Source organism: Bacillus sp. OV166 (genome assembly GCF_900177675.1).
Taxonomy (GTDB): Bacteria; Bacillota; Bacilli; order Bacillales; family Cytobacillaceae; genus Neobacillus.
In genome coordinates this window covers 3904342-3930964 of sequence record NZ_FXWM01000001.1, presented here as the reverse complement: position 1 = coordinate 3930964, position 26623 = coordinate 3904342, and the positions used below count along the sequence as shown (strand labels likewise).

General features: G+C 32.7%; 35 protein-coding genes and 1 pseudogene. 33 read left to right on the top strand and 3 right to left on the bottom strand.

Features of this window, described 5'->3' with window-relative positions:
* The first annotated feature begins 84 nt into the window (after window positions 1-84).
* The 3 genes from CCK98_RS19175 (at window position 85) to CCK98_RS19160 (ending at window position 2419) form a co-directional block, all read left to right on the top strand.
* Complete coding sequence (locus tag CCK98_RS19175) at window positions 85-417, top strand: DUF6678 family protein (protein ID WP_088088038.1); 333 nt, start codon at window positions 85-87, stop codon at window positions 415-417.
* Between the two features lie 182 nt (window positions 418-599).
* Window positions 600-824, top strand: coding sequence for a hypothetical protein (locus CCK98_RS19165; protein ID WP_088088036.1), 225 nt, complete (start codon window positions 600-602; stop codon window positions 822-824).
* A 575-nt stretch (window positions 825-1399) separates the two neighbouring features.
* Entirely contained in the window at window positions 1400-2419 is a 1020-nt protein-coding gene (locus tag CCK98_RS19160) for a Gfo/Idh/MocA family protein (RefSeq protein ID WP_088088035.1), read from the top strand.
* Between the two features lie 477 nt (window positions 2420-2896).
* Here the strand turns inward: CCK98_RS19160 and CCK98_RS19150 are convergent, their stop codons facing one another.
* Both CCK98_RS19150 and CCK98_RS19145 read right to left on the bottom strand, forming a co-directional pair.
* On the bottom strand, window positions 2897-3307 hold the full coding sequence (locus CCK98_RS19150) for a hypothetical protein (RefSeq protein WP_088088033.1): 411 nt from the start codon (window positions 3305-3307) through the stop codon (window positions 2897-2899).
* A gap of 254 nt (window positions 3308-3561) precedes the next feature.
* Entirely contained in the window at window positions 3562-4350 is a 789-nt protein-coding gene (locus CCK98_RS19145) for a hypothetical protein (protein WP_088088032.1), read from the bottom strand.
* Between the two features lie 256 nt (window positions 4351-4606).
* Here CCK98_RS19145 and CCK98_RS19140 point away from each other — a divergent pair, with 256 nt between their 5' ends.
* The 25 genes and pseudogenes from CCK98_RS19140 (at window position 4607) to CCK98_RS19010 (ending at window position 21980) form a co-directional block, all read left to right on the top strand.
* Window positions 4607-4969, top strand: coding sequence for a hypothetical protein (locus CCK98_RS19140; RefSeq protein WP_088088031.1), 363 nt, complete (start codon window positions 4607-4609; stop codon window positions 4967-4969).
* A gap of 123 nt (window positions 4970-5092) precedes the next feature.
* Window positions 5093-5452 carry an ankyrin repeat domain-containing protein gene (locus CCK98_RS19135; protein ID WP_088088030.1) on the top strand — a complete coding sequence of 120 codons (360 nt, stop codon included), beginning with the start codon at window positions 5093-5095 and terminating at the stop codon, window positions 5450-5452.
* 164 nt (window positions 5453-5616) lie between these two features.
* On the top strand, window positions 5617-6300 hold the full coding sequence (locus tag CCK98_RS19130) for an HAD family hydrolase (RefSeq protein ID WP_088090467.1): 684 nt from the start codon (window positions 5617-5619) through the stop codon (window positions 6298-6300).
* A gap of 132 nt (window positions 6301-6432) precedes the next feature.
* Window positions 6433-6897, top strand: coding sequence for a DUF4275 family protein (locus CCK98_RS19125; protein ID WP_088088029.1), 465 nt, complete (start codon window positions 6433-6435; stop codon window positions 6895-6897).
* Window positions 6898-7489: 592 nt separating this feature from the next.
* Complete coding sequence (locus CCK98_RS19120; RefSeq protein ID WP_088088028.1) at window positions 7490-7981, top strand: hypothetical protein; 492 nt, start codon at window positions 7490-7492, stop codon at window positions 7979-7981.
* 171 nt (window positions 7982-8152) lie between these two features.
* Window positions 8153-8659, top strand: coding sequence for a hypothetical protein (locus CCK98_RS19115; protein WP_256942404.1), 507 nt, complete (start codon window positions 8153-8155; stop codon window positions 8657-8659).
* 169 nt (window positions 8660-8828) lie between these two features.
* On the top strand, window positions 8829-9374 hold the full coding sequence (locus tag CCK98_RS19110; RefSeq protein ID WP_088088027.1) for a carbon monoxide dehydrogenase: 546 nt from the start codon (window positions 8829-8831) through the stop codon (window positions 9372-9374).
* Window positions 9375-9507: 133 nt separating this feature from the next.
* A pseudogene (locus CCK98_RS36430) lies at window positions 9508-9657 on the top strand (SAM-dependent methyltransferase); the annotation flags it as partial.
* A 458-nt stretch (window positions 9658-10115) separates the two neighbouring features.
* Window positions 10116-11171 (top strand): SAVED domain-containing protein, encoded by a 1056-nt coding sequence (locus CCK98_RS19100; protein ID WP_256942575.1) that lies wholly within the window; start codon window positions 10116-10118, stop codon window positions 11169-11171.
* Window positions 11172-11189: 18 nt separating this feature from the next.
* On the top strand, window positions 11190-12464 hold the full coding sequence (locus tag CCK98_RS19095) for a nucleotidyltransferase (protein ID WP_256942403.1): 1275 nt from the start codon (window positions 11190-11192) through the stop codon (window positions 12462-12464).
* Window positions 12465-12850: 386 nt separating this feature from the next.
* A complete protein-coding gene (locus CCK98_RS19090) occupies window positions 12851-13078 on the top strand; it encodes a hypothetical protein (protein WP_088088024.1) in 228 nt (75 codons plus the stop codon).
* An 846-nt stretch (window positions 13079-13924) separates the two neighbouring features.
* Window positions 13925-14176 carry a hypothetical protein gene (locus CCK98_RS19080; RefSeq protein WP_088088022.1) on the top strand — a complete coding sequence of 84 codons (252 nt, stop codon included), beginning with the start codon at window positions 13925-13927 and terminating at the stop codon, window positions 14174-14176.
* Window positions 14177-14301: 125 nt separating this feature from the next.
* Complete coding sequence (locus tag CCK98_RS19075) at window positions 14302-14535, top strand: cysteine-rich CWC family protein (RefSeq protein ID WP_088088021.1); 234 nt, start codon at window positions 14302-14304, stop codon at window positions 14533-14535.
* Window positions 14536-14691: 156 nt separating this feature from the next.
* Window positions 14692-15264: a hypothetical protein gene (locus CCK98_RS19070; RefSeq protein WP_088088020.1), complete on the top strand. Its 573-nt coding sequence runs from the start codon at window positions 14692-14694 to the stop codon at window positions 15262-15264.
* Window positions 15265-15434: 170 nt separating this feature from the next.
* Complete coding sequence (locus CCK98_RS19065; RefSeq protein ID WP_088088019.1) at window positions 15435-15974, top strand: hypothetical protein; 540 nt, start codon at window positions 15435-15437, stop codon at window positions 15972-15974.
* A gap of 180 nt (window positions 15975-16154) precedes the next feature.
* The gene (locus CCK98_RS19060) at window positions 16155-16679 is read left to right on the top strand and encodes a GNAT family N-acetyltransferase (RefSeq protein ID WP_088088018.1); all 525 of its coding nucleotides are present in this window, start codon (window positions 16155-16157) and stop codon (window positions 16677-16679) included.
* 154 nt (window positions 16680-16833) lie between these two features.
* Complete coding sequence (locus tag CCK98_RS19055) at window positions 16834-17346, top strand: HEAT repeat domain-containing protein (protein WP_088088017.1); 513 nt, start codon at window positions 16834-16836, stop codon at window positions 17344-17346.
* A 107-nt stretch (window positions 17347-17453) separates the two neighbouring features.
* Window positions 17454-17912 carry a hypothetical protein gene (locus CCK98_RS19050; RefSeq protein WP_088088016.1) on the top strand — a complete coding sequence of 153 codons (459 nt, stop codon included), beginning with the start codon at window positions 17454-17456 and terminating at the stop codon, window positions 17910-17912.
* 44 nt (window positions 17913-17956) lie between these two features.
* Window positions 17957-18349: a hypothetical protein gene (locus CCK98_RS19045; RefSeq protein ID WP_088088015.1), complete on the top strand. Its 393-nt coding sequence runs from the start codon at window positions 17957-17959 to the stop codon at window positions 18347-18349.
* A gap of 186 nt (window positions 18350-18535) precedes the next feature.
* On the top strand, window positions 18536-18916 hold the full coding sequence (locus CCK98_RS19040) for a hypothetical protein (RefSeq protein ID WP_088088014.1): 381 nt from the start codon (window positions 18536-18538) through the stop codon (window positions 18914-18916).
* Between the two features lie 212 nt (window positions 18917-19128).
* Complete coding sequence (locus CCK98_RS19035; RefSeq protein ID WP_088088013.1) at window positions 19129-19467, top strand: YolD-like family protein; 339 nt, start codon at window positions 19129-19131, stop codon at window positions 19465-19467.
* 183 nt (window positions 19468-19650) lie between these two features.
* Window positions 19651-20088, top strand: a complete 438-nt coding sequence (locus tag CCK98_RS19030) for a hypothetical protein (protein ID WP_088088012.1) — start codon at window positions 19651-19653, stop codon at window positions 20086-20088.
* 695 nt (window positions 20089-20783) lie between these two features.
* Window positions 20784-21155: a hypothetical protein gene (locus CCK98_RS19020; RefSeq protein ID WP_088088011.1), complete on the top strand. Its 372-nt coding sequence runs from the start codon at window positions 20784-20786 to the stop codon at window positions 21153-21155.
* 208 nt (window positions 21156-21363) lie between these two features.
* Window positions 21364-21564, top strand: coding sequence for a hypothetical protein (locus CCK98_RS19015; RefSeq protein WP_088088010.1), 201 nt, complete (start codon window positions 21364-21366; stop codon window positions 21562-21564).
* A gap of 200 nt (window positions 21565-21764) precedes the next feature.
* The gene (locus CCK98_RS19010; protein WP_088088009.1) at window positions 21765-21980 is read left to right on the top strand and encodes a DUF202 domain-containing protein; all 216 of its coding nucleotides are present in this window, start codon (window positions 21765-21767) and stop codon (window positions 21978-21980) included.
* Window positions 21981-22612: 632 nt separating this feature from the next.
* Here CCK98_RS19010 and CCK98_RS19000 read toward each other — a convergent pair.
* Complete coding sequence (locus tag CCK98_RS19000) at window positions 22613-23035, bottom strand: DUF3888 domain-containing protein (protein ID WP_088088007.1); 423 nt, start codon at window positions 23033-23035, stop codon at window positions 22613-22615.
* Between the two features lie 323 nt (window positions 23036-23358).
* Between CCK98_RS19000 and CCK98_RS18995 the strand changes: the two genes are divergently transcribed.
* The 5 genes from CCK98_RS18995 to CCK98_RS18975 all read left to right on the top strand — a co-directional run bounded on the left by CCK98_RS18995 (window position 23359) and on the right by CCK98_RS18975 (window position 26552).
* Window positions 23359-23889 carry an RNA polymerase sigma factor gene (locus CCK98_RS18995; RefSeq protein ID WP_088088006.1) on the top strand — a complete coding sequence of 177 codons (531 nt, stop codon included), beginning with the start codon at window positions 23359-23361 and terminating at the stop codon, window positions 23887-23889.
* Window positions 23879-24925, top strand: a complete 1047-nt coding sequence (locus CCK98_RS18990) for a DUF4030 domain-containing protein (protein ID WP_088088005.1) — start codon at window positions 23879-23881, stop codon at window positions 24923-24925. Before CCK98_RS18995 ends, CCK98_RS18990 begins: the two co-directional genes overlap by 11 nt.
* Window positions 24926-25299: 374 nt before the next feature.
* Window positions 25300-25500, top strand: coding sequence for a hypothetical protein (locus CCK98_RS34920; RefSeq protein ID WP_142292178.1), 201 nt, complete (start codon window positions 25300-25302; stop codon window positions 25498-25500).
* A 230-nt stretch (window positions 25501-25730) separates the two neighbouring features.
* On the top strand, window positions 25731-25958 hold the full coding sequence (locus CCK98_RS18980; protein WP_088088003.1) for a hypothetical protein: 228 nt from the start codon (window positions 25731-25733) through the stop codon (window positions 25956-25958).
* Between the two features lie 144 nt (window positions 25959-26102).
* Window positions 26103-26552, top strand: a complete 450-nt coding sequence (locus CCK98_RS18975) for an NUDIX pyrophosphatase (protein WP_088088002.1) — start codon at window positions 26103-26105, stop codon at window positions 26550-26552.
* Window positions 26553-26623 lie beyond the last annotated feature (71 nt).

Genomic DNA, 26623 nt, shown 5'->3' with positions numbered 1-26623 from the left:
ACTAACTGGCAGGTTAGTGGAAGAAGGAATACAATTTTTAATATGGAATTAATAATGTAAAGTAAAATCAGGAGAGGTTAATATATGGATTTTACTGGATACCAACGATTAATGAACTGTACCAAGTGGGATGAAATTTGGCAAACAATGTCAGACTTCCCAGAAAAGAATTTGTGGCGAACAAAAGATATTGAAAAAGGTTATATAAGTCTTTGGGATGGGGAATGGTTTCATCATTTCAAATTAGATGGAGACTACAAAACAATTGAATGGTTGGAAATTAGTTTTGATAATGAAGAAATAAAAAATCAATTATTAAAAATCCTTCAAGAAATTCGTGTACCAGGTGAAATATTAAGTAATTCCATAAAGGTTTATGGGTATGCAAAGATAGGAACGTTTGTTGATTATTTATAATGTTTATTTATCTGAAATAGTAATTAACATTTTTGTGCATATTGAGCTAACGGGTGCGTTAGTTGATCATTGGGTTGTTTCCGCAATCCTTTTTTATGTACGAACGGATAGATATGAACGAAGAAGCATACCTTTTAATAAGTTAAAATTTAGAAATAAAATTTTTATTAGGGGGACGTGGTTTGAATAAACTATGGGGATTTTTATTATTTATTGCGACACTTGTTATAGCGGCTTACTCTGTAATCACGAATAATAATGATGTAGCTAAATATGGAATACTCTTTATTGGATGCATTAATACTATAATAGGAGTAAAGCAAATCAAACAAAAAGACGATAAAAATGGAACACTATCGATATTACTTGGAATAACAGGTATTATTTTATCCGTTTTAGCCTGGTGATATATGAAACGCTATTCCACTAAGTTCCGTTTGAAAAAAGTGATCTGTTCAGAAGTTTGTGACGAATTATACATAAAGTAACGGGTGCTTGAGTTCAAGAGCAGAGCTGTCATCGAGACAGCTTTTTCTTATTGAACTAAAGGGGCAGATATATACAGTATGATTTTTGACCGTATTCATCGTAAATAACGAAACAAAAACAGCCCTTTTTTATCTTTGTTTACTTATTATCTTCAGTTAGTAATTATAGTTTTCAACGTAAACAACGATAGGACTTTACTTGGAGAGGTGGGTATGATAGGCTCGTTTGCCTGATGAAACAACTGCTTCAGCCTTTCAAGACAAATCGTACCCACAGAGGCTCCAAGTCAAGTCCTTAAACGCCTATTCTACGATTACATATAAACAATGATTAAAGGTGCATCATATCAATATTTTGTTGCTGATACTGTATATATTGCAACGTTAGTTTAACAAGTAATGGTAAGTTACAATAAACTTCTGAAAAACTTAACAGAGGATTCTTGTAGTGAAAAAGAGAAGTAAATTCATCAGTATAAATAGGAGGTTTATATATGAGAGTTGGAATAATTGGAGGCGGTTTCGGTTTAAAAGTTCAAGCCCCTATCATTAAAATACATCCTTTGATGAAAATTACTGCTGTTAGCACTATGAAGCGTCATCAATTACCTGAAGAATTATTAAGTGGGGAAAATCCTCCTGCTCATTATCAAAATTGGATGGATATGTTGTATAAGGAGGAACTTGAACTATTATTTGTGAGTTCAATACCAATTTATCACTTTGAAATGGTGAAATACGCATTACAAAGAGGAATAAATGTTGTATGTGAAAAACCTTTTACAAAGGATAGTAAAGAATCTAACGAGTTATTAGAGCTTTCAAAACAAAATAATGCAAAGGTTATTATAGATTTTGAATGGCGGTATTTTTCGATACGTCAGAAAATCAAGGAATTAATCTTTAACAATGCTATTGGGAAGCTAATTCATCTCGAATACCATATTTCAAGCCCGCAATACCAACATCTTATTTCAAACAAAAGAGGTTGGATGGGTGAAAAACGGAAATTTGGAGGAATGCTAGGTGCATTAGGTACACATATGATAGATTGTTTGAGATGGCTAACATCGGAGGAAATTGAAAATGTAAACGGCTTAGTATATACTCACGTTCCAATGGGAGCAGGAGAATATAGAGATGCAGATGATGCGTTTTTTATTCACGGAAAGATGAAATGTAATACTACTTTTTCTCTTCAACTCTTATCAGGGATTAATCACGGATTTGGTTCTAACTTAAAGATATTTGGAAGTATAGGTACAATAAGTTTAAGTAATGATAAAACACTGTTGTTTGGAAAGGCAAATGAACAACTAGAGGTAATAAATGTTGAACAAAGAAAAGGTCCTGTCCATCTAACAGACGAAGCTAATGCTTATTATCCAGCATTTTATCCATTTTTAGAAAGAGTCTATGATTATATTGTTTACAACAGAATTGATGAGGATTTACCGACTATATTAGATGGTCACGAAAACCAAGTAGTAATAGATAAAATTTTTGGTGTGTAAATAAAAATTTTTCTTCAACTAACGGGTGCTAGAGTTGAAGATCCAGCTGTCATAAATGGAGGCTTTTTTATTGCACTAACGGGCAGGATAGCTTAATAAACAACGGGGCACTTTAAGCCATAGTCAGACTTTAAAGGTGGAAGGAAATGAAACGATATTATCTTATAGTGGTTTTACTTATCGTGGTAAATGCAATCTTTCTATTGAATGCATATAACTTCGAACCTGATTTCTTTTATATTTTCTTGGTTATACTTTTTGCGTTCGGCTTAATTTACTCAATTTTATCGATAAATAAAAAACGATTACTATCTATAATATCAATCGTTTTAAATGCTATAAGCTTATTGATAAGTATTTTGGTTTCGTTTGCTATATATTTAATGGGTCCTCCAGCATAGTTTCCACTTTAACGAGAGTTTTCTTAATTAAATAAGAACAGAAAAGCAACCCTATTTATAGAGTTGCTTTTTCCACTCATTGATGTTCGCGTCCTTCGGCAATTTTTCTTCCTAATTCCGCGTCAAAAATAGCCTGCCACCTTTTCCCCTCTGGAGAAATCGTCATAAAAACATAAACTTGTCTATTTGGGTGATAACCATCTCCGCCGACCCTGGATTTCCCATATTGATCCGCACGAGAAAGAACACTATTAATGTCCTTAAAATAAGTTTTTTCTCGGATATTCAGCTTTGCATTTTCAAATTCAGTATATTGCTTTCTATCAAGCGACATATAAAACGAATTAACGTCATTAAAACTTTTGGCGGAGTTATCTGGGTACTTGCTCCAAGGCTCCTGATTTTGTGCTGCATTTACGAATTGAATATTTAAAGCGAAAACAGTGGTTAGTATTCCTAAGAAAGCAAAGGAAATTATCCTCTTCAATTCAAAAACCTCCTTTTTTAGTTAGTTTTACAAAAAGAGCAATTAATTATTACTCCTGTGCGGTAACTGCGTCGGATTTCTTTATTTATGTATGATTAGCAAGGTAGATTGTGAAGTATTGTTCTTAAACTAACGGGGGCTTTACTTCAACCGAAGTAACCTTTTTTTATTTAAGTACCGGAGTTTAATAAGAATAAAAACAGACCACTCATAAAAAATATGGTGATCTTTAATTCCAAAAGTTAATTTAATTGTCATTTAATATCAACAGATTTATCACCTTTAGGAATAAATGAATTCGTTAATGGATGTCCAAAAATCATCTTCCATTGCCCATTTTCATTACAAGCAGCTAAATTTTGTGTATAGCTGTGATTTGGATATTTAATTTCAACTTGAGCAATTGCTAGTGAGTCAGAAATCATATTTATTCCGTAGGTAGTTACTTCAGGTGTAGGTTGCTGACTTAACGCTTCTAGATGTTTCTCGATTTTTTCATTACTAGCTTTAGGTAAGATTTTGATAAAGGTTTTCATTTTTTGAATATCGTGAGCTTTTATCGCATTGGTATAATCCTTAAAAAGCTGTTCTACTTCTGCTTCCTTCCTGGTTCGATTTTGATTTTTTGTACTTCTAACCCCTGAAGGTGGTATTCCAATTACAATTTTCCACTGCCCATCTATCTTAATTACTGGTGTGGTTCTTAAATTTACCATATCCTTGTATGTTGATTGAATGGACACCAATGCCGTTTCTTCATTAACTATGTTGAGGTTAGTGATCTTGGCTTGTTGTAAAGGATTTTCAGTGCAAAACCTTGTATAAAATTCTTTCACATTTTCTACCTTATGAAAATATTGAGAGTGGCTCATCATTATATCTGTATTACAATTTTTCTGAGCTTTTAGGAAATTCACAACAGTAGTTAAAGCATCTTCTTTTGTTGCAGCATTTACACTTAAACTGCTAAATGTAAAAATTAACATTAGGAATAAAAATACCTTACTATCTAGCTTAAAAAATTTTTTAGCGAAACTAGTCAACTTCTCACCCCATTTTATTTATTGGAATCTGCAATTATTCTTTACTAAATTATCAAGGATATGCTAAAAAAATTTTGGTTCCGAGATTCAGAATCAAACTTTCTTAAACAAACGTAAGCAGTTTAGTTGAACAGTGTAACAATCCATCTACAATCTACATCAATTTATTAAACACATTTACCACAAAGAGGGGATTTATATACGATTCTTAATTTCTACGGTAGCCCAATCGCTTTCTTTATGCGGATGTTTAAAAATGAATGAAGTTGAAAAGGACGGCGGTATGGAAAGAAAAAATATTACAATTCAAGTAATTGATGAACAAGATAATAAACAACATTTCTTATTACAAGTTATGACGGATGGAAAAGATACAAAAAATATACCGGTTTTACCCCAAACATCAACAATGATAATAGATGATAATGAAAAAACGAAAATAGGCGTAAACTTAACAGTTCCATATACCATAAGGGCATTTAAAACTAACCTAAAATCAACTCAAGAGTTGAAGAATCAATCAATAAAGAGCAATACAAATCTATTAGGGGAAGTAGAATTTACTCCTACTGATGCAACTCATATAATTAAAATTAATGTAAATTCCAACCTACCTTAATAAACTAACGGGTGAGTTTCTACAATAGGTGGTGACGCAATTAATTTAATTAAAAAAGGTCGATTTTATAGTAATATTTAGTTATTGAAGGTATCAATGAAATAAAAAAGAGGTTGGTTACTAATGGATTATTTCAATTTATTATATAGAAAAGATAATGCAGGCTTAGATAAATTTTTAAAAAAACACGATGTGAATGAGCAGTTTCAAGGTCAAAGTCTTTTATATTGGGCAGTTCATAACAATAATTTTCAAATTACTAAGTTATTGGTTAATCGAGGTGCGAATGTCAACCAGTGTGACCGTTTGGGCAGGACTCCATTGCTAATTGCGTGCTATTTTGGTTTTGTTGAGATTGCGGCATTTTTGCTAGATAACGGAGCAGAGATAGATGGTTGTTTAGAAAGAGCAAAACAAGGTTGGGATAATCATATACAAACAGAAATTATTGAATTACTAAAGCAATGGGGGAAGAAATGTTGAACTATGCCAAGGTAAATTGAATTATTCAATTAAAAGGCGATCAGGCGGCCAGTCTAGGCAGCTTTTTTTATTGTACTAAAGGAGCAGGATAGTTGAAGAAGGACTTTGGGTTAACAAAAGAGAAGAATATAAGAACCTTAAATTGGGAGAGAGTGGGTTCAGAAATGATTAAAGCTGTTATATTCGATTTAGATGGTACTTTGTTAAATAGAGATGAATCAGTAAAAATGTTGATTAATAGTCAATATGACAGGTTGAATAAATTAGTAGGTCATATTCCAAAAGAGAAATATGTGACTAGATTTATTGAATTAGATAATCGTGGGTATGTATGGAAAGATAAAGTGTATCAACAATTAGTCAACGAATTTGAGATTACTGAGATAACTTGGGAAGAACTACTTCAAGATTACATAAGTCAATTTAAGAATAATTGCATACCTTTCCCCAATCTCGTTAGTATGTTAGAAGAATTGCGAAGTAACAACCTTGTTCTAGGGATGATTACAAATGGAAAAGGGCAGTTTCAGATGGATAATATAAAGGCATTGGGTATTAAGAAGTATTTTGAAACTATTTTAGTATCTGAATGGGAAGGCAAAAAAAAACCTGACCCTCAAATATTTAAGCGAGCCTTGGACCAACTTAATGTTTTACCTAATGAAAGTTTATTTGTTGGCGACCATCCAGACAATGATGTGAAAGCTGCCCAAAATGTAGGGATGAAAGGAATTTGGAAAAAGGATTTTCAATGGAACAATGTCGAAGCAGATTTTATAGTAAATGATTTGGCGGAATTACCTTTAATCATCGAAAACTTAAGCCAACAAATTATTGAGTCTTGTTAAACTAATGGGTGTAATAGTTGAAGATCGGAGCTGCTTTGGCAGTTTTTTTTTGTTCCACTAAGAAGCAGTTTAGTTGAAGAAGGATTTTCATATATTATGGCGAATTTTACTTTATTTAATGGAGGGGCAAAAATGAAAGACCTATATGATAAACTTAAAACAAAAAAAATAAAGATAACCGAAATGCAAAAATGGGGACCTTACCTACGAAAGCAATGGGAAAATAATTTTGCTGAACATTTAAGTGATAAAGATAAGAAATCTATTTATCTTTATGATACTGGTGGTTATTGTGGCTATCTATGGCACTTGTTTAGTTATGGGAAAAAAGATTGTTTGGATGGAGAAAAAGCTGAAGCTGCTTTCAATAATCAACCAAAGAATAATTGTTATGTGTTTTATCAACATTCAGATTATGTTCTTTTTCTAGAAAAAGCCTCGATGTTTAATACTGATGACTTAATAAATGAACAAGATGTTTATATTGTAGATAAGGGATTTAACTGGACTTACATACAAACACACGAAACTGGGTGGTGTGGTCCGTATTTCAGCAATAAAGCGAGAAATGATCTTATTCCACTAACGGGTGTTTGAGGGAAAGATCGGAGCTGTCATTGATGCAGCTTTTCTTGTTTCACTAACGAAGCAGGTTTGTTGAAGAAGGATTTAATGGATATATGGAGATTTTAAATTTTAACTGAGAAAATATTAATTTTACCGTCGGAAGAGGATAGTTATGAAAACATAAAAACGTAAGATTTACTTTATACTATTGTTATATATTTCCTTATGTTTGTATCATTTTTTTATTCATAAATCGTTTAATTGGATTGAGAATGCAGTATTAACTTTAATTCTTGTTGTGTTCGAAACCTTTTTCAATTGGGCATTCAGTGATAAAGGTAAAAGGGATAAAAGTTAGATTAGGAGTGAACCTTTACTAACGGGTGCATTAATAAAATAAATTTGGATCGCCTTAAGGCGGTCTATTTCTTTTTACGTATATAGAGGGTAACCTTTTGTTGTTCAATAATTAACAGGGGTGTTATTTCAAATAAGGTATCGCATCTTAATTAACGAAATAAAAAAATATAATGTAGGGTTGGTTTTTAATTGTTTCTTAAAATATAATATTTAAGTTACTTTTACTTGGAAGTGACCAATACATAAAAAAGGTGATATAAAAATGACTCATCCGTTATTGTTAGAAAACATAGTATATATGCCAGATCCTGTATGTTATATCCTTAAACGAAATATTTATCCTATTAAAGTAAAAGACCTTCATTTGGGAGATAGTTTTGAAACTTATGATGACATAACAGATGATGGTTATCCTGTTATCGATTCACCATTAAAAGTTGATACTTGTATTCTCTACCAAAAAGTTAGGACAGGTATTCGTATAGAATATCAGAGAAGTTTTTGTTTATCTTATGGTATTGAAAAATGGAATGAAGATTATGGATTAAACATTAGAGAATATATGGCAAAAGAGGCTAAGATAGTTTCCGAAAAGGCTTATTTAACATTAGAGGAATACGAAAACAATGATGAATCACTGAGTATACAATTCTCATTCGTAAGAGAAAATAGCTTCGGTGTATTAAAGGACGTAATAGAACTAGCAGAATCAATGATACAAAAATTAGAGCAAGAGGTATTGGAATCATTATAAGGAATTCTTTGAACCCACATCGTTTATTCTAACGAATTAGTCACTTCAAGAACTAGCTGCCATTTTAGGCAGCTTTTCTTATTGAACTAATGAAGCAGGTTACTTGAATAAGGATAATTGTAAATGCTTCGGGTAAAATACCCCTAAATATTATATTAGGGAGAAGTAAAAATGAACCAAAGGTTTTCTCTTTTATTACTTATGTTCAGTATCATAATTTTTGGAATAAACAACGTAACTGTATTTGCCAATTCAAATGGAGAAGTAAAGCCTTCTAAAAGCGTATGTATACAAGAATTTGAAAAGAAAAGTAAAGAGTTTGATAAAAAAGTGTTAAAGGATATTGTTAAGAGCTATAACCTAGATATATCAGATTATCAAGAATTTACCCACGATGACTTAAATTTAAAAGTAGGGGATAACCTTGATGAGCATTCTGACAAAATATCATTACAGCATCTATTTGTAGGCTCCAGTATAGGTTCAAGGAGATTATTCTTAGAAAGTGGTTTGGAAGGCACAAAGGGATATTTCGTTTATAAAAGAATTGATGGAAACAATGTATTAAAGGAATTGCATAAAATGGGTAAAGTTTGGGTTGTAATGTCGGAAAATGAAAAGCAATCAGTTAGGTATAGACTAAAGCCTTTTAATTGGGATAAATGTAAGGGAAATTAACAAATTATATCTTTATTTCTTCTTCAACGGGTGCGATTCTTCAATTAAGAAGGATCGTTTTTTGCTTATTCAAGTAACGGGGCAGGTTAGTTAAATATGCCACGATTAATAATCTCAACATTAATGTGGAAGAATACTTAATAAAAGAATAAAAAGGGTGTGCGGAACATTGAATAAAAGAATTAACTTTATTTGTTTAATACTCTGTATTGCTTATTTTGTACCAACTAATGACATAGCCTTTGCAAATCCAAACGATACTCCGCCTTCTATTGAGGAAATGTTCACTCAAGTTGGATACAAATCTGTTGAAGAAGCCGTTAAGGAATTTGAAAATCACTTTAAAGAAGATGTGAAATTGCCAAAAACAAAGCCTCCTATTACTTTTACCCATCAATTCGGAAGATTTTATGAAGATAAGGAATATGACACAAATGATTTCCTATCAATCCATTTTGTGAATGAAAAGTCACGAGAAAATAATTATAAAGTTGATATTCGACCTTTAAAAAATAAAATAAATTTTATGGATAGAGGTACTCAAAAAGTCTATACACTTGATAATGGTCAAAAAGCTATTTATATAGGTGATCAAGTTATGGATTTTCTTGTTTTTGAAAAAGATAATTGGCAATATATGCTTGGAATTGACAAAAAGGTATCGAGCAAAGTTACTCCAGAAGTATTAGTTGATATTGCTAACTCAATTGAATAACTAATACAAGTCTAACGACATCGTAAGTTACAAAAAGGACGGTCAATGACTGTTCTTTTTTTTGTGCGAGTAAACCGATTTGTAAATATGTTTACTCCACGCTCTAGATTGTGAAAGAATGTACAGAAGGTGTGTTTTTTTACTTAATTATACACCAATAATTCCTGATTTTGGTCAGGGAGAGAAAGACTTTGATATACTAAGTGATTTCATCCAAAACAATCGAACCGAAAAAGGAATCTCTACAAATTCTAAAAGGGTCCTGATAATAACTAACAAGTAAATATTTTGGTAACGGGAAAGTTAGATAAAGTATTGATTAAAGCTGAATTAAAGCCTGAAACCTTGGCTCAGGCTTTTTTCTTTAACAAACAATCAGTTTAATGCAAGAAGAAATTGAATTTAACAAGACAAAAAATGCTCGGACTAATATACCGAGCATTTTGTTTGCTATTAATAGTGCTAATATTTTTATATATTGTGTGATTCAGATTTTCTCTCTCTACCTTCCCCGTTTATTGTGACCTTAATATTCTAGTATATTTCCATTAAGAAATACCAATTATTTATTTCTACATTTCATTTTTTTAACTAAATAGGACTAAATGGTTATCGGCAATTTTTTTCTATGGTAAAATATAATTTGTTTGAAAAAATTTCCCAGTTAGGATATTGCAATTCAGTGACAAAAAAACAATAAATAAAAAGAAAAAAGGAAAGGATGAGATTATTTTGGGTTGGATGATAGCATCAGGAATTATTGTATTGATTGGTGTATTTGTTCTTTTTAACAAAACTAAAAATAAACAAATTGAATCAGGTTTCTCTATAAACTTCATTACTACAGGTTTAGCTTTAATAGTTGAATCGTTTGGGACATTCTCTGACAAAGTTTTTGGATTTTTGTCCGGAAATGAGTCGAATAACAACACTCTTCAATTGGTTACAGGTTTTATACTTATTGTTATTGGAATTTGGATGAACCGATATATCAAAAATAAACTAAGTATTTTAAACTTACTTGGTGTAAAAGAGAGAAGGATAGAGGAGCATAGACAAGATGTCGGGCTAAATCAGTTTGAATTTAAAGAAAGAGAAATTGATTTAAGTAGATATGTGAAAAAGATGGATCAGGGCAGATATGATGAAGCTACTGAAATGATCAAGCTTAAAATGCAATCCTTTTATGCTGAAAATAAGGAAGTCAAAAAAGGATATACCGGAACTGCTCCTATTCCGCTGACTATGTATGCTGGTTATTGTGATAAGGGTGCCCCTACTATTGAGTTTTTTGAGTACCACAAACTTGATAGTAATTATATGAAACTTAATAAATCAAAGAAACGTATATTTCCATCAAAAAGGTCTAACGAGGAGTTAAAACTTAAAAAGCCACTAGCTGCCATAAATCAAATTGATACAGCATCTGAGGTGGTTCTGGGTGTAAGCATTACGATGGAGGTTAAACCAAATGATGTACAGCAATTTAATGCACCTTTTGTAGAACTTTCAATTGATACTCCGAGACAAAATGCGATTATGTATGAAGACCAACTTCAAGAATATAAAAAAGTGATCTTCGATTCACTGATAACCCTTAGTGGGAAATCGAATATTAAAAAGATTCATTTGTTGTTGTCCTGTCAAAGCAGCCTGGTATTTGAGTTAGGAAAAATTATAACAACGGATACATATATGAAAGAAATAATAAATTACAATTATGTAACTAATTCGAATCCGTGTTATAACTGGGGGATTTCTTTTAATAGTCAAGGAACAAATTTTATACAATGCTAAGAGATGGGGGAAGAGGGAATGAGTACTTTAACAATGTATGATTTGAGAGCTAAATTTGAATCCTTTTATACCGATTGTGTAAAACTTTCGGATGCTGAGATCAACTCACTTAGAGAGAAAAAAAGAATGAATGTTGAAAGATTGAAAGAGGGTTTAGCAGAGTATAACGCAGAGCACAATACAAACTACAAGGTTGTTGAAGATATCGAGCAGGGAAGTGTTGCAATGAGAACCGTTACCCAGCACGATAAAAAAGAATATGACATTGATGTTGCTGTTGTGTTTGATTCGACGAATATACCTGAAATTCCAAAAGACGTAAAAGCTATAGTAGAAGATGCTCTGAAAAGGAAATGTACTCGATTTAAAGCTGCTCCTCAAGCAAAAACAAATGCCGTTACGGTTGAGTACGCTTCTGGTTACCATATAGACTTCGCTATATATAGAAGAAAGCCAAACCTATTTGGAGGTTACGTGTATGAGCATTGCGGTAGCGAATGGAGAGAGCGAGATCCAAGGGCGATAAACAATTGGTTCAAAGAAAATAATGATGCTTCGAATAACAATATTAGAAAAGTTGTAAGAATATTAAAGATGTTTTGTAAGTCAAATCCGGGTTGGCTAATGCCTGGAGGTTTAGTGCAGTCCATTTTGGTTGCAGAACAAATACAAAATCGTGAACGATTAGATGAAATGTTCTATGAAACTATCAAAGCAATTAAAAATAGGCTGGATTATTATAAAGATGTTTATAATCCAACATTGGGCCAAACAATACTGTATAACAAGAAGGATGAACAGAAGGTTAAGAACCTTTGGAATCGAATTGGAACCGGAATGGATAAATTACAATTCCTATTTCAAGAAGGATGTACTGAAGAAGAGGCTATGAATGCCTGGAAAAGATTCTTCAATCATTCTTTCTGGGGAACAGATATTCAAAAATCTGCTGCTACTTATGCTGTGTTGGAAGCGAGAAATGTTCCATTGATTGGATTAAATGTGAATGTCTATATTAATGACAAAGTATCGGTTCCTTTTGAAGAATTTGAAGGTAGAATACCAAAAGGATGTACAATAAGGTTTAGTGCTGAGCCGCGAGTTCCATATACTAAGGTGGAATGGATCGTTCACAATTATGGGGATGAAGCAGAAGTGGATACCTACCATAAAAAAGAAGGTAAATCAGTAGTGGAGACCACAAAATACAGAGGTGATCACACTATGACTTGCAAAATATATGAAGGTGAGAGAATTATTGCTCAAGAAGTAATACCAGTAAGTATTAGATAAAATGGGCCAGTCGATATTTGTCGGCTGGCTTTAATTTATTTCTAGTTATTAATTTGTGACTTTTACAACTATGCAATGATTTTGAACATTCAATTGTAATCTTAATAAAGTATCGAGGACCTAGAACTTTATTTGCCATATATAAAAATGGACAATCACGATAAAATTTATTTGTTATTAAAAAACTTTTAGTCCATAGAGTAGTAAGAGTTTGTTTTTATAGGGATTAAAAAACTTTTCTAAAACAAAGGGGAAAAGTTTAAGAAGGGGCTACTGCGGCAGTTCTTTTTTTCTTATCGAACTACCGAGGTAGGTTAGTTGAAGAAGGAATTTATATTTTCTTTCAGAATATTATTTATTAGACATTTATAGGGGGGGGAATACAAATGGGTTTCTATTGGTTGGGCTTTATTTTTTGGTTTTTAATTGTTGCTTCATTCTTATTATTAATATTGGGTTTATGGAAAAAATCTTGGAAAATGTTAATATGCAGTGGAATTTTCCTTATTTTACCGTCGCTATATTTTGGTGGTGCAGAGAATTGGTTTAGACTACTTGTTCTTTTTCCTTTGATTCCTTTTGTACTTTCATTTTATATTAAAAAAAGAGTTTAGCCCCTTTATGAATCCTTTTTGCTTGTTTTTATCGGGTGCTTTCTTTAAATAAGGCACCTTAATCTTATTTAACTAAGGAGCAGGTGTGCGGCAGAGCCTAGGTAGTATCATATAGCGGGTGGGATTCCCGTCGAGTAAGAACTAGCCATTCGCTCGTAGCGAGTCTTGGAGGGCTAAAGGTAACTTTAGTCTTTAAGCGTAGACAGTTAGGTGGCGGGCCGAAAGCCAAATGGTTGAAGGGATTGAGCTCCATAATGTTAGTAAAACGAGAGGGCTGATGCTTTACCTGCAGCAGAAAGCTACATTTTATCCTTCGTTAGGGGCAAGATGGATAAAACCTCTCTGGAGTCAGAGACCTTGGCACGTTACACATCGATATGATACGGCAACTCGGGAGACCCTACCGGTCTTTTCTTGTTAGAAGAGTATGGTGTACAAGCGATAAAAAGCAAGGAGACCAAATGCTGTGTAGGGAGTCGGATAGCAGCGTAGTACCAATGAAGTTGGGTAATGCCGATGGAGGAAAGGCTAGCTACCAGTTATCACCCTTGCTAGGGACCCATTTACTACACTCAGAGGTAGGGAGAAATGGAAACAAAACTACTAAGGATAGCAGAAGTAGCAAAATCTCAATCTAAGAGATTAGCTACATTTTGTGAATGGTAACTAGGAGGAGCCGTGTGCATTAATAGTGCAAGCACGGTTCTGTGAGGGGGGGGGGAGTAAAATCTACCGCAAGGTAGAAAGGCCCCCTTCTACTCGACTAGTGAAAGAAGGAAAGAGTCGCAATAGCATAGAAATATTATATTATTGTACATCCAAATTTTCACAATGGAGGAAATGGTTATGTTTAAACTCAAAGAATTTATTAAAAGTCTATTCGTTAAATGGGAAATGGTTTATTCAACCCAGGACGCTACTAAGCATTTTACAATGCTTGGAAGACTTGATAATAAAGGGATTAAATATAAAACAAAAACTATTAGCTTTGGCGGTGGATATGGAGGAGGAGAAGGATTTTCAGCCTCATATCAAATATTTGTACTCAGAGACACAATAAACAAGGCAAATGAAGCTATACAGCATTCGAAATATTAGGTGCGGGCTATCCCTTTTTCTTATTGCACTAAAGGTAGCAGGTTAGTGGAAGAACAGTGGTGAAAATATAAATGTTTTTATTTTTTATTTGACTGAAATTATGAAGGATTAAGGAGTGGTTGCCATTGGCTAATAAATATTGTCCTATATGTGAAGAAGAAAACGGGTGTATGATAGGTGCTGAAGAACACGGTAACTGCTGGTGTAACCTAGAAAAATTTCCAAATGAAATCTTTGAATTGGTTCCTTCGGAAAGTAAAAGAAAACATTGTTTATGTAAAAAGTGTTTAAATAAATTTAGAGAAGAGCAGAAAATGAACAAAAATAGGAGTGAACTCTACAAGGATCATACGCAATAGAAGACAATCTGCTTATTGAACTATCGGGTGCTTGAGTTAAGGAACAGCTGCCATTCTCGGTGGCCTTTTCTTATTTAAGTAATGGGGCGGTTTAGTTGAACAAGGAATAGTGATTACATAAATGTAGTGATAACTATCGAAGTAGGTGAGATGGAAGTGAAGTTTAAATATTATCTTAGTGGAATTGGATGGGCTACTTGTATTGTTGAAGTTAATGGACAGAAATTAGAATTTACAGCAAGTTATTTAACAGATTGTTTATATGATTTTCTAAGGTCACTAATGCTTTTAAACTCTTTTTGTGTTCCTAAAGATGAGATTAGGCAAGAAACTGAATGTAAATGGGATGGAGAACCAGAGCAAATAGAGTGGACTTTTGAATTAAGAAAAAACAACAGATTAAATATAAAAGCTGTATATTATGAAGATGATTTCAACTTAGATACCTCAGAAATTTTAATGGATACAGAGTGCCCATATGACGATTTTTTAAGAATTGTATTAAAGGAAGTAGATGCACTAATAAAAAGGCACGGAATTATGGGCTATAGAGAAGATTGGAATGAACACGATTTTCCTTTAACCACTTTTTTAAAACTAAAACATTATATTATCCATAAACAAAAATACCCTATACAAGAAGTACAAGGAGAATTTGATAAAGAGACAAGAAGTAACTTGAAATATGATTTAGAATTATTGTTGCAAGAAATCAATAATCCTTTTTAAGCTAACGGGTGCAAGAGCTAAAGATGGGATCGCTGCGGCGGTCTTTTTTCTTATGGTGCTAACGGGCAGGTTAGTTGAAGAAGATATGGACATATATTCCAAATAAGAAGGGTTTTATTGATAATATCAAGAATATATCCTTTATTGCGTAAAAAGCTGGAGGGATGAGAATGAGTTATGTTGGCTTTAATAAGAAAATGAAGGGTTTATTTTATGTTTTCCTTTTGTTTTTGGTGATCGGATGGATTAGTTTAAAAATTGCTGATTCTATAAACTATGAATACGATATGGTTCGAGATAACTTTGTAAATCAAATAGATGGTAAAGACCTTTCAAATAATGATATAAAAAAAATTGAAAATTCTCTTCAAACTATTAATGAAAAATTCCATACTTCTGAAAGCATTGCGATATATGTTAAAAAAGACGGAATCAATGACGTTCAATATTTTGATTTAGATTTAAAAAATGCTGAATATTTGTTTCCAATAATTACAGTAAAGAAAGATAACTTAATAACAGAAGGATTTCAATTAACTGAAGGAATCGAAGCAGGGAAATATTATATTGTACATCGCTATATTCCAGATTGGTATTATTTATTCCCAGTTGCTTTGTTTACTGTGAGCGGAGTGTTATTTTTACTTTGGCTTATACTTCAAATTAAATACATTTACACCACTAGACTTTTTAAACTGAAATTAAATTGATGAAGCAATAGAATAGACTCATTCGCCAACTCTGGGTGCGATGCTTTTAAAAAGCATCGCTATTTTTAATTAGAGCTTAGAGATTGTGAAGAATTGTACTTAAACTAACCGGGCAGTTTAGTTGAATAAGAAATGGAGATTATATGGTAAAATTTACTGCAAGGAAGGGGAGTAGAATTAATGAACAATGGGAATATGAACATTAGAAAAGCAGTTTTATCTGATGCAAAAGGAATAGCTAAAGTACACGTTGATTGTTGGAAAACTACATATAAGAATATAGTTTCAGACCAATATTTAAATAATTTAACATATGAAAGCAGAGAACAGTTATGGAAAAACAACATTCCTAATGGCGGGGTATATGTAGCAGAAAACAAGGAAGGGGAAATTGTTGGTTTTTCTTCTGGTGGTATAGAAAGAAGCGGGAATTATAATGGGTTCGTCGGGGAGTTATACGCAATATACATTTTAAAAGAGTATCAGGGCAATGGCATTGGAAAAGCACTTGTTAAACCAATAATTGATGAAATTAAAGAAATGGGATTAAACTCTATGATTGTTCTTGTCTTGAAAGATAATATTTCTCGTCTATTTTATGAATCACTTGGTGGTAAAAAAATAGATACTGTTGAAGTTGAGATTTCAGGGAAAAAACTTTCCGAACTTGTGTATGGTTGGGAAGATATTAGGAATATATTTTAGTTTTCCTTCTTCAAATAACGGGTGCAAGAGTTAAAGAAATGATCACTACGGCGGTCTTTTTTCTTGTTGTGCTAACGATGCAGGATACTTGAAGAAGGAAAGTTTAATTATTCGTTGAATTTTGTAGTAAAACTTAATTGAAAGGATATTATTTATGGACATTTATCAGGCGTTATCCTTCTTGAAAGAACATCAACCATTGCCAAATGATCAGGAAGTAGATATAGAAGATATAAGAAGTCTTGATGAAGCAAGAAAGTATTTTATTGAAAATCCTTATCCCGAATGTATACCACTTTTTCTCAATGTGTTTGGAAAAGGTAGTGGGTTTGGAGTTTATCAATTTATTGAAGATGTAATAATGCAATTCAATAATAAAGAAGTAGTACCTCATTTAGTGAAATCGTTGCAGAGTGACCATCAAGGAGTTCGCTATTGGTCTGCACAAATTGCTTCATCTTTTCCAGATAAACGGCTAATAGAACCACTTTCATCAATGGTGATTGAAAAGGATTCTGATTTAAGGTGGGCTGCTTATATGGCATTAGAGGAAATTCGTGACAAATCAGTTTTTTCAATTCTAAAGAGTGCGTTGCAAAATGAAAAAGAACCAGAAAACTACGAAATGCTTGAGGACATTATTGAAAATTATGAGTTGTTCGACTAACGTGTGCAAGAGTTTAACAATGAGTTGCTGTGGCAGCTCTTTTTCTTTTTTGAGCAATAAGAAGTGGTAAAATACAAATAAAATAATCTGTATATGGGATTGATTAAATGGAAGTAACAAATGAGGTTTTGGATAAAGTATTTTTCAATGATGGAAGTCTAAGGGATATTTATGTGGTTGCCGTTGATTTAACCGATTGGCAAAAATTTTTTGATTGGATTCGCACTTCTCCTTGGGATATTGTTTTTTACAAGGATGGACAAGCAACAGTGTATGAACAAACTAATGTTGCCCATTTTTTTGAAGAAAACGAGAACCACCGTATTTTAATGTTTATTAACATTAATGGTGTTTTGATTAATTGCCATTTCTTTTCAGAAGATGAAATAGAATTTGACATAGAACCAAAAGAAGTTAAAAGTGTAACTGAAGCTATTGCGGTATTTAAATTTATGAGAAACCTATCAAAGATTCTAGGTAAAGAAAGTATTCTTACTGGAGAAAACACTCCTGAATATCCATTGGTTACAGTTAAATCAGATGGAACAATGCATATCAATATTTAAAAAGGTGCTTGTTCAACTAACGGGAGCAAGAGTTGAGGAGCCAGATGCCATTTTTGGCGGCTTTTTCTTATTGTGCTAACGAAGCAGGTTACTTGAATTTGGTTAAGACTTTTAGGAAAATTATTGTTAAAAACAGGGGAGACAAAATGAAAAGCATTAAAGCCTTTTTATACTTTTTTATCTTGTTTGGTATTTTTGGTTTGACGAGTATTTACGTTCGGGAAAATTTTAAAAAGCCATTCAGTTCATTAGATACAATGGACATTTTTAGAGCCATTATGGCTGGTTTTGTTGAACTGATATGTTTATTCTTGGTTTATGATACTTTTTCAAGGTTTAAAGAAATTTCCAAAGTTAAAAAAAATGTTTTGATAGTAGTTGCAATTTTTGCTTCAATTTTTTACTTTTTATTCATAGTTGGAATCTATCTTCAATAAAAAACTTTTTCAGCTAACGGGTGCTTTCCTTAAAGAAGGAGAGGTGCTCTTTTTTGTTGAAGTATATAAGCAGGATAGTGGAAAATGTTTTGGTAAGGGCTTATGAAATGTGAAAGTTTAGGATTATATATATTGTTAAATATTACCTCTTCAAAAGTTGTGAACCAATTCCAAAGGAGATTGATTATGTCCGATTTTGAGGAATACATAAAAAAGAAACTAGAAGAGAATAAAGAGATGATTGGGCAATTGCCTTACTCAAGCGACCAATTAAGGGAAATTTATCGACAAGAGTACGAATACAAAAAGAATGCTCCAGCACTAGAGTTGAATCCAGAAGGGCAGGCAATAAATCGTGAACAAGTTGAATTTTACTTACCTGAAAAATGGGAAATGCTTCGGGAAGGTAAGCTTCTTTATGACGATGAAGAACTGCTAAATGCATTGAAATTAATTATCTTTAACATAGGTGTAAAAAAAACTTTGGATGTAATCCCACAGGATTTTATTAAGCAATATCTTAATGGGATTAATACCAATTCCTTCGGAGACAACCAGAAAATTTGATATCCACGGGCCACTTGATGACCTAATTAAAGCCGAAGAAGTTATTGAAGCAAAAGATTGGGATACAAAGGAGAGTATAAATGCCGATTAGAAATTCAACTGACGGGTGCTTAATTGAATAAGAAAACTAAAAGACTGCTGAAGAGTGGTCTTTCTCTTTTTACTCACATAAAGAACGTTTGTTCGCGTATAATAATACTGAGGTGATTAATATGGCGATACGTGACCGAGGTAAAATTAAATGGGCTGCGGCTTATCTCCAACCCGAACAAGCAAAGATGCAGCGAGATTTTTGGATCGACACTGAACGAATAAGGAAGCCTATTATTGACGAGCATCAAGCGGAGGAATTCGACCTGCGTATAATTTACTCGATGGAATATAACCATTCGGTAAAACTGACGGTAAGGGATGACGGATTTATTCACGACATTAATGGTCGAGTTCATTACGTAGATCCTATTACACATAAGCTGCATATTGAGGTGAAGCCTGGAGAATTTGAGCGGGTGGCATTCGATAGTGTTGTTGGAGTCAAGGTAGTAGATTAAGATGACATTAAGCATTGCGTCAGCCTTATATGGGTTGGCGTTCTTTTATTAAACTAACGGTAGCAGTTTAGGTTAACAAGGAGTGAAACCTTTTTTGTGGGTTAATGTGGCAATAAATGAATCGAAACTGCATTGGTTCGGGTAACGTATAACAAGAAACCCTAAAAAAGGATTTGAGGAAATTTGGCACAGTATTTCTCTTTATTAATTTTATCATTCGTATTTTTTGTTGGGATGTCGGCTTATCTTTGGCATATTTTTAAAAAGAAAAAGAACAATGGTGATTCATATAAGATAGAAATCAAGAATATTCTTGTCTTGGTCTTTTTTATTCTTCTATCTGGGGCTCTATTTGTTTACTCTTTGTTGGATTTGCCAAACGTGTTGGCTAATAAAACGGAACAATATAAAGGGAACTGTGATGTTTGGATATTTGAAAGTGCAAGGGGAGGACATACTTCGGTGGAATTTGAAAACCATAACATAATGTTTCCTGAAAATTATCAAGGGGCAAAGGAAGGTAGCTACTATTGTGAAGTAGAATATTATCCTCGCACTGAACAAGGAAAGTCATTAAAACTTTATGAATCAAAGGGTGGAAATTTAATAAATTCAAAATAGGTTTCCTCTTCATCCATCGGGTGTAAGAGTGTAAGAACTGTGGCTGCTACGGCAGCTTTTTTTGCTTGGTCCACAAACGAAGTAGAATAGTTTAATAAGGAATGGGTAATATGAAAAGGAATAACAAGGAGTGAGTCGAAATGAGTTTGGCTTCCTAAATTGGAAATAATATAGAAATACCGAATAATGATGAAGAATATACAGAGGATTTTTTTTATGTTGGCAGTTGTTTTGCTGGCGAGGATGAACTGCTAAATGTAAAGAAATATCAATTTACTACGCCATATGTATATGAAGTATCTAGTCATTGGGGTATTAAGATTTCTAAATATACGACTCCAGAAATCTGTTCAGAATCGAAACAGAAGCTAATAGAACTATGTAAAATTATGGACAGTTACCTTGAAAAAGGCGATTTTTTTGAACTATATAGTTGTTGGGTAGGAGAAGAAGCTGAAAGCCGAGAAGGTGAGATAACGCTCCAAATCAATAACTTTGATATTGACCAGATAGAGATCTCTGAAAAAATGTTAGTTAGATTTGAAAAATCAAATTTTTTCTTCAACTAATGGGTGCGATACTTCAATAACGGAGGTCGCTTTTTTCTTGTTCAGCTAACGGGGCAGGTTAGTTGAAGAAGGAAAACATAATTTGCTGTTGAATTTTATTGTTATATTGTTTTTGGGGGTGTAGGCTTGATAAATAATATCGACCTAATAACGGCTAAGACGGGAAGATTTTCATTAGGGGATTTTAAGTATATAGTTGGGTTCTTTTTATCTTTTCAAATCGAACTATCAGAAAAAACCTCTTTACTAGATATTGATTATATATATGAGGTGGATAATAACCAATATATAATACGTCTGCGTTTCTATCATCCAGAGGACATCAACTTTGAAAGTGGAGGTCCATACCACCAAATAAACTTTACTATTGACGATATAAGGGATTGCGGTTGGGAGGATAAAAATTATAAAGTGTTCGATTATGAAGATGAGACTCTTCGCTTTTACTGTACCCAAATTGAAGTCATATCAGTAAAAGAAACTGTATACATTATTTAGCCTTGTTGAATTAACAGGTGCTTTAATTAAATAGCAGCCAACATAGACTCTAGGATATTCATTTCTATTAGAACCACTGAATTAAGCCCATTTCGAGTGAGAAGGGCTTATGTTTTTTTACAAACAATTTACAAAAATTTTATAGGGTTTTATTCATTTTTGACTAATTCTAAACGTAAGAGAACTAAAAGGAAGGAAGTGGAGAGAAATGAAACGTCAAAGGACTTTTTTTATTATTAAAGATCTGATTTTTGAAATCCAGAAACCAGAAATTACACTAAAGCAAATCAGAGTAGCACAGGTTAAAATTGAAAATGAGGAATATAAAGAACTGAGAAAAAAATTCGATGAAGATGTTTTTCATATAGAAAAAAAACCGGAAGGATGGTTTATAACACAGAAAGAGTAAGCCCCACTCTATTTTGAGAAGTATGCTCAGTACGCTTTAACTATCCTTAGAACCTTTTACAACTTTTGTGAAGCCTATAAATCAGCCGATAGTAAAGAACTCACTCCCGCACAACGTTTAGGCATTACTGATAAGGTTTTTGATTTAAGGGATATAATTTAACTCAGATAGCTTCACTGATAAAGGAGTGAGACTTTTATATGAGGAAAATCAAATCATTTTTTAAACAAGATTCCAATTTATTAAGGGATGTTATAGGCGGTCTTATATGTTTATCAATAGGCATTTTCAAGGTCTTTTATCAAACTGACCATCGCATTTATTCTTTAGCAATGGGTTCAATATTAATTGTAGTTTCTATTTTAGTAATTGTTTGGGCAATTTTAGATTATAAAAGAAAAAGAAAACGAAGCTAACACAACAAAAACGCTTGGATTATCCAAGCGTTTTTATGTGCTAAATTGTCTGCTAATTAGCCTCTAATAGTCCCTCAATTTGATATGTGAATAGAACTGTTTTTTCAAATTTTCTCCACATTATCGGAACTACTTACTATTTTGAGAAGGGCTTTTTAATATAACGAAATGTTATCTTATTGAGCTAACGTGGCAGTTTAGTTGAATAAGAACAGTCAAAAAAATAACAATGGATATATTTTGCACAGGGTGTATTATTGAATTAAAGGAAATTTTTAAGAATCGAATAAAAGGGGAAATTTATTTGATAAGCAAAATTAAGAGATTTTCCTTAGTTTTAGTTACTTTTATTATTACAATAAGCTTTTTATATTTGGTTGGAATGATATTTGATATTTCAATATTAGTGTTTCACCATAGGTATAAAGACTATTCAACAGGTTCTTTACTGCCTTATTTAATTGCTCTTCTGGTCACTGTTTTTGTTGACACAAAGCTTATTAAAAGAGGTAATTCCTAACTTGTAAAAATTCAATTATTCTTAAGCTAACAGGGGCTTTTCTTCAACAAGGAGGCAAGGCATTTTTCTTATTCAAGTAACGGGGCAGTTTAGTTCAGTAAGCCAGATTTAATTATTTTATTAAATCTGGAGGCAATTCATATGTAGCTAAGTGTTTATATTTTACTAACTTTACCGAAGGTCTCACAGATATTTGAAAAGTTATGCAGTCTTTTCCAACTTTAACATTGTGTCCACCATCTGATGGTTCTACTAGTAAGGTGATTTCAAAAAGAAAACCACGAAAGTCATTTACTCTTTTGGTCTGAATAACTTCAATATCCCAAGGGTTAACGTATGGCTTAAAATTTAATATTTGCGGGTAATAATAGTCACCAACTGCATCCATAATATGGGGTTGTAGAAAAAGCATAAGCATATCTTGTAGCCTGAGTTCCTCTGAGTCTTGCACAGGTTTTGTTATTGATTGCACTTTTGCTTGAGAGGTTAAAGCAAGAAATAAAGCAAGGATAACTGTTATAGTTAGTTTTCTCATATATGAATACCTCATTTGGTTTTAGTTTACCAATATTTTCTCCACCATTACGTAGTTTATGTTAATCGTTATTAAGCTAACGGGTGCTTTACTTTAATAAGAAGTAAAAAAGGATCTTCCAATCGAAGATTCTTTTTTCATTGCCTATAAGGTCGCAATTGCTTAGTATTTTTGCTAAGGTTCTGTCTGATAGTAGAACTACTTTTCTGTTTTTAAACAAATTCTTATCAAAAATGACTAAGTATTTTAGGATTTATTAAAAAACCTTCGGCTAAAATAGGAAGTTTTCCGTCTAATAGGTATACACAAAAAAACAAAGGAAGGTGAACAACATAATTGAGTCTAATCACAGAATTCCAGAGGATAACGATAAAGCTTTTTTAGGGCTATTTCGGCAATACGAACAGTATATTTATAGGATGGCGTATGTTTACGTGAAAAATAAAGATGATGCACTAGACATTGTTCAGGAAACAGCATACCAGTCCTACCTAAAATTTAATACTTTGAATGACTTGAAGCTTTTTAAAACTTGGATCATTAAAATTACGATAAATTGTGCTATTGATTTATTAAGAAAAAAAAAGAAAGTGATTCCTTTAAAAAAGGAAGTTGTTGAATTTATTTCTAAGAGTACGGAAGATATCCCTTTGTCACTAACACTACAAGATTTGTTAGACGCACTAAATGAAGATGAAAAAACTGTTCTATTACTAAAATACTATCAAGGATACACTTTTAGTGAGATTTCGGAGATTTTGAATACACCATTAAGCACGGTGAAATCCGTTTTATATCGAGCATTACAAAACCTTCGCAAAAAAACTAGGAGGGCTGATATGTATGGACAATAAGATAAGACAAGAGTTGGATAAAATAGAGATCCCAAAGGAATTAAATAGTAGGGTTATATTAGGGATGGAGAATGCAAAAAGAGATTACGAAAGGCAACTTAAACCTGAAAGCAAGGGTGATAGAAAAATATGGAGTCTTAGAAGAAAAATAATGTTTTTCAGCAGTGTTGCTGTATTATTACTTGGTTTGTTTATAAGTTCTGCTTTTGTTTCTCCTGCAATGGCAAAAGTGATTTCAACCATTCCATATTTAAGTTCAATTTTTCAATCAGAACCCATAGGTAGCCTAATTTTTGATGAATTAGAGGAAAAAGGGTACAAAATTAGTGGAATAGGAACCGGTTACTCGCCACATAAAACATTCTATGTAACATTAGAAGGAACAGACGATTATTATAGCGAAGTCAAAGATGAAGTTAAAAAGACTGTAGGCGAGATTTTAGAATCAAAAGGCTATGATGCCTTTTCCGTAGAGGTCAATAAAGAGCGAAAAGAAGATTATGTCCCTAGTGAAGAAGAAATGAAAGAAAAAAGTATCATCGAAAATGAGGTCACAAAAAAATTAAAACAACTAAACTATAAATTTGATAGAGTACAAGCTGACCCAACGGAGAAAACAATTTTTATTAATATAGTCGGTTCCAAGAAATATTATCATTCCGTTCAAGATGATGTTAAGAAAATGGCATTAGAAGTTGCAGATGGAAATAAATATACAGGTTATAAAATTAATGTAACTAAAGTAACTACGGAGGTAAGACCATCAGATAAAGGAGGTCAAATTACATCTACGATTGCTGAAGGGCTTATGTCAAAAAAAGAGTTTAAAGTTATAGGTGTAGGTTATAAAGATAAACCGTTGAGCTTTATAATAAGTACCTCTATCGTAAGTTCTGATCCAACAGCTAAAGCACTTGGAACTGAAATCGAATCAATGATTGTTGAATTTCTAAAATCCGAGGAAATATCGCCAATATTAGATAATGAACCTTATGAAATTATTGTAAATAGTAAAGACAATAAGAAGATAAACTGAAGAGCAAAGGCTGCCAAGCTTGACCTTACCAAGAACGGAGAGGTAACTGTGGCAGCTTTTCTTATTGAACTAACGGGCAGGTTAGTTGAACAACCATTATTTACCATCAACAGGATTACTTTTATCTGAGATAATCTTATATAAACAACAACAAGGAGAATATATCATATTGCTATTGCTTGCAACAATGATTTTAATTGAGTGAGGGATTAATAATTACAATGAAGTTAAACCGCAAAACTTACCATATTATTCAATATCTTGTATTGGTAGGACTACCAATTATATTTGCATTCACTTTTGTGGTAAATCCTAATATGGATAAATTTGACCGCTTTATAGCCTATTCTTGTGGTATTGTGGGCTATTTATTTATGTCTAAAATAGATATTATTTTTAATACTAAAATTATGACAACTTACATCATCTTCTTGTTCCTAAAATACACCATTATCTTCTTTTTTAATAATTGGATGTTTAATATCGATAAAGTAGGTGGTTTAGCACTAAATGTTGGTTTAACGGTCTGGGGATTAATGGCTGGTTATTTTTTTATGGCGATGCTTATGAATTAAGATAAGTGCAATTCTTCAAGTAGAAGGTCGCCTTTTTTTCTTTTTCCACCAAGGAGATTGTGAACAATTGTACTTAAACTAACGGGGTGCTTATGTTAAAGACGGGATTGCTGCGGCGATCCCCTTTCTTCCTGTGCTCTAACGGTCAGGTTAGTGAAACAAGAAGGATTTTACTTATTCAAGAAAGAACTAACCATAGAGATAAATGCGAAAAGGTTAGGTGAAACTTAGTGGCATTATTCATAGGGTCAATGCTTATTGTATGGGGGGGATTTATACTTTTTTCCTCTTTATTCAGAATGAAAAGTAAGGATTATAAAGACATTGGTATAAGTGGATTTATAGAATGGGATTTATTATTTAAATTATTAAGCAAACTTCCACCAAGAGTATATAAAAGTTTTGTGCTTTTAACTGGTGTTGCCTTTATAGTGCTGGGGATAGTTATTGTCTTATAAAAACGGACTTGTTCAATTAATGGGTTTAAGAGTTAAAGATCAGGGCTGTCATTGCGGCAGTCTTTTCTTATTGTACTAACCGGGCAGGATAGTGGAATAAGAGGGGCGAATTAATATGTAAAATTATTTGGGGGAGGATTAGCAATGAGGGTACCATATCAAGTATTGATATTTCCATATTTAATAACTAACCAATCAATCCAATATGCGATTTTTAACAGAAGTGATTATGGTTATTGGCAAGGAATAGCTGGTGGTGGAGAAGATGGTGAAACACCTATCGAATCTGCAAAACGTGAAGCGTTTGAAGAGGCTGGAGTTTCAAAAGAATGTCCATATTTTAAACTAGATTCTGTGGCTTCACTACCAGTAGAGGATGTTGTTGGGAAATTCCTTTGGGGAGAAGATGTATATATAATAAAAGAATATTCTTTTGGTGTTAAAGTTCCTACAAAGGATATTTCATTATCAAAGGAACACCTCAATTATAAATGGTTATCTTTTGCAGAGGCAGAAACGCTTTTGAAGTGGGATAGCAATAAAACTGCATTGTGGGAATTAAACAAAAGACTATTAAAGCAATTAAAATGTTAGTGGTTATTATTATCCAAAGTGAAAGATTGTGAAAAAATATACTTAAGCTTAACGGGTGCTTATGTTAAGGA

Coding starts and splice junctions, on each gene's coding strand:
- CCK98_RS19120 (WP_088088028.1), top strand. CDS start 7,490: ATGACTCATCCGTTATTGTTAGAAAACATAGTATATATGCCAGATCCT.
- CCK98_RS19115 (WP_256942404.1), top strand. CDS start 8,153: ATGAACCAAAGGTTTTCTCTTTTATTACTTATGTTCAGTATCATAATT.
- CCK98_RS19015 (WP_088088010.1), top strand. CDS start 21,364: ATGAAACGTCAAAGGACTTTTTTTATTATTAAAGATCTGATTTTTGAA.
- CCK98_RS19135 (WP_088088030.1), top strand. CDS start 5,093: ATGGATTATTTCAATTTATTATATAGAAAAGATAATGCAGGCTTAGAT.
- CCK98_RS19090 (WP_088088024.1), top strand. CDS start 12,851: ATGGGTTTCTATTGGTTGGGCTTTATTTTTTGGTTTTTAATTGTTGCT.
- CCK98_RS19055 (WP_088088017.1), top strand. CDS start 16,834: ATGGACATTTATCAGGCGTTATCCTTCTTGAAAGAACATCAACCATTG.
- CCK98_RS19050 (WP_088088016.1), top strand. CDS start 17,454: ATGGAAGTAACAAATGAGGTTTTGGATAAAGTATTTTTCAATGATGGA.
- CCK98_RS19175 (WP_088088038.1), top strand. CDS start 85: ATGGATTTTACTGGATACCAACGATTAATGAACTGTACCAAGTGGGAT.
- CCK98_RS19095 (WP_256942403.1), top strand. CDS start 11,190: ATGAGTACTTTAACAATGTATGATTTGAGAGCTAAATTTGAATCCTTT.
- CCK98_RS19010 (WP_088088009.1), top strand. CDS start 21,765: ATGAGGAAAATCAAATCATTTTTTAAACAAGATTCCAATTTATTAAGG.
- CCK98_RS19035 (WP_088088013.1), top strand. CDS start 19,129: ATGGCGATACGTGACCGAGGTAAAATTAAATGGGCTGCGGCTTATCTC.
- CCK98_RS19130 (WP_088090467.1), top strand. CDS start 5,617: ATGATTAAAGCTGTTATATTCGATTTAGATGGTACTTTGTTAAATAGA.
- CCK98_RS19160 (WP_088088035.1), top strand. CDS start 1,400: ATGAGAGTTGGAATAATTGGAGGCGGTTTCGGTTTAAAAGTTCAAGCC.
- CCK98_RS19045 (WP_088088015.1), top strand. CDS start 17,957: ATGCCATTTTTGGCGGCTTTTTCTTATTGTGCTAACGAAGCAGGTTAC.
- CCK98_RS19040 (WP_088088014.1), top strand. CDS start 18,536: ATGTCCGATTTTGAGGAATACATAAAAAAGAAACTAGAAGAGAATAAA.
- CCK98_RS19065 (WP_088088019.1), top strand. CDS start 15,435: ATGAGTTATGTTGGCTTTAATAAGAAAATGAAGGGTTTATTTTATGTT.
- CCK98_RS19140 (WP_088088031.1), top strand. CDS start 4,607: ATGAATGAAGTTGAAAAGGACGGCGGTATGGAAAGAAAAAATATTACA.
- CCK98_RS34920 (WP_142292178.1), top strand. CDS start 25,300: ATGTCTAAAATAGATATTATTTTTAATACTAAAATTATGACAACTTAC.
- CCK98_RS19125 (WP_088088029.1), top strand. CDS start 6,433: ATGAAAGACCTATATGATAAACTTAAAACAAAAAAAATAAAGATAACC.
- CCK98_RS19000 (WP_088088007.1), bottom strand. CDS start 23,035: ATGAGAAAACTAACTATAACAGTTATCCTTGCTTTATTTCTTGCTTTA.
- CCK98_RS19060 (WP_088088018.1), top strand. CDS start 16,155: ATGAACAATGGGAATATGAACATTAGAAAAGCAGTTTTATCTGATGCA.
- CCK98_RS19080 (WP_088088022.1), top strand. CDS start 13,925: ATGTTTAAACTCAAAGAATTTATTAAAAGTCTATTCGTTAAATGGGAA.
- CCK98_RS19100 (WP_256942575.1), top strand. CDS start 10,116: ATGATAGCATCAGGAATTATTGTATTGATTGGTGTATTTGTTCTTTTT.
- CCK98_RS18990 (WP_088088005.1), top strand. CDS start 23,879: ATGGACAATAAGATAAGACAAGAGTTGGATAAAATAGAGATCCCAAAG.
- CCK98_RS18975 (WP_088088002.1), top strand. CDS start 26,103: ATGAGGGTACCATATCAAGTATTGATATTTCCATATTTAATAACTAAC.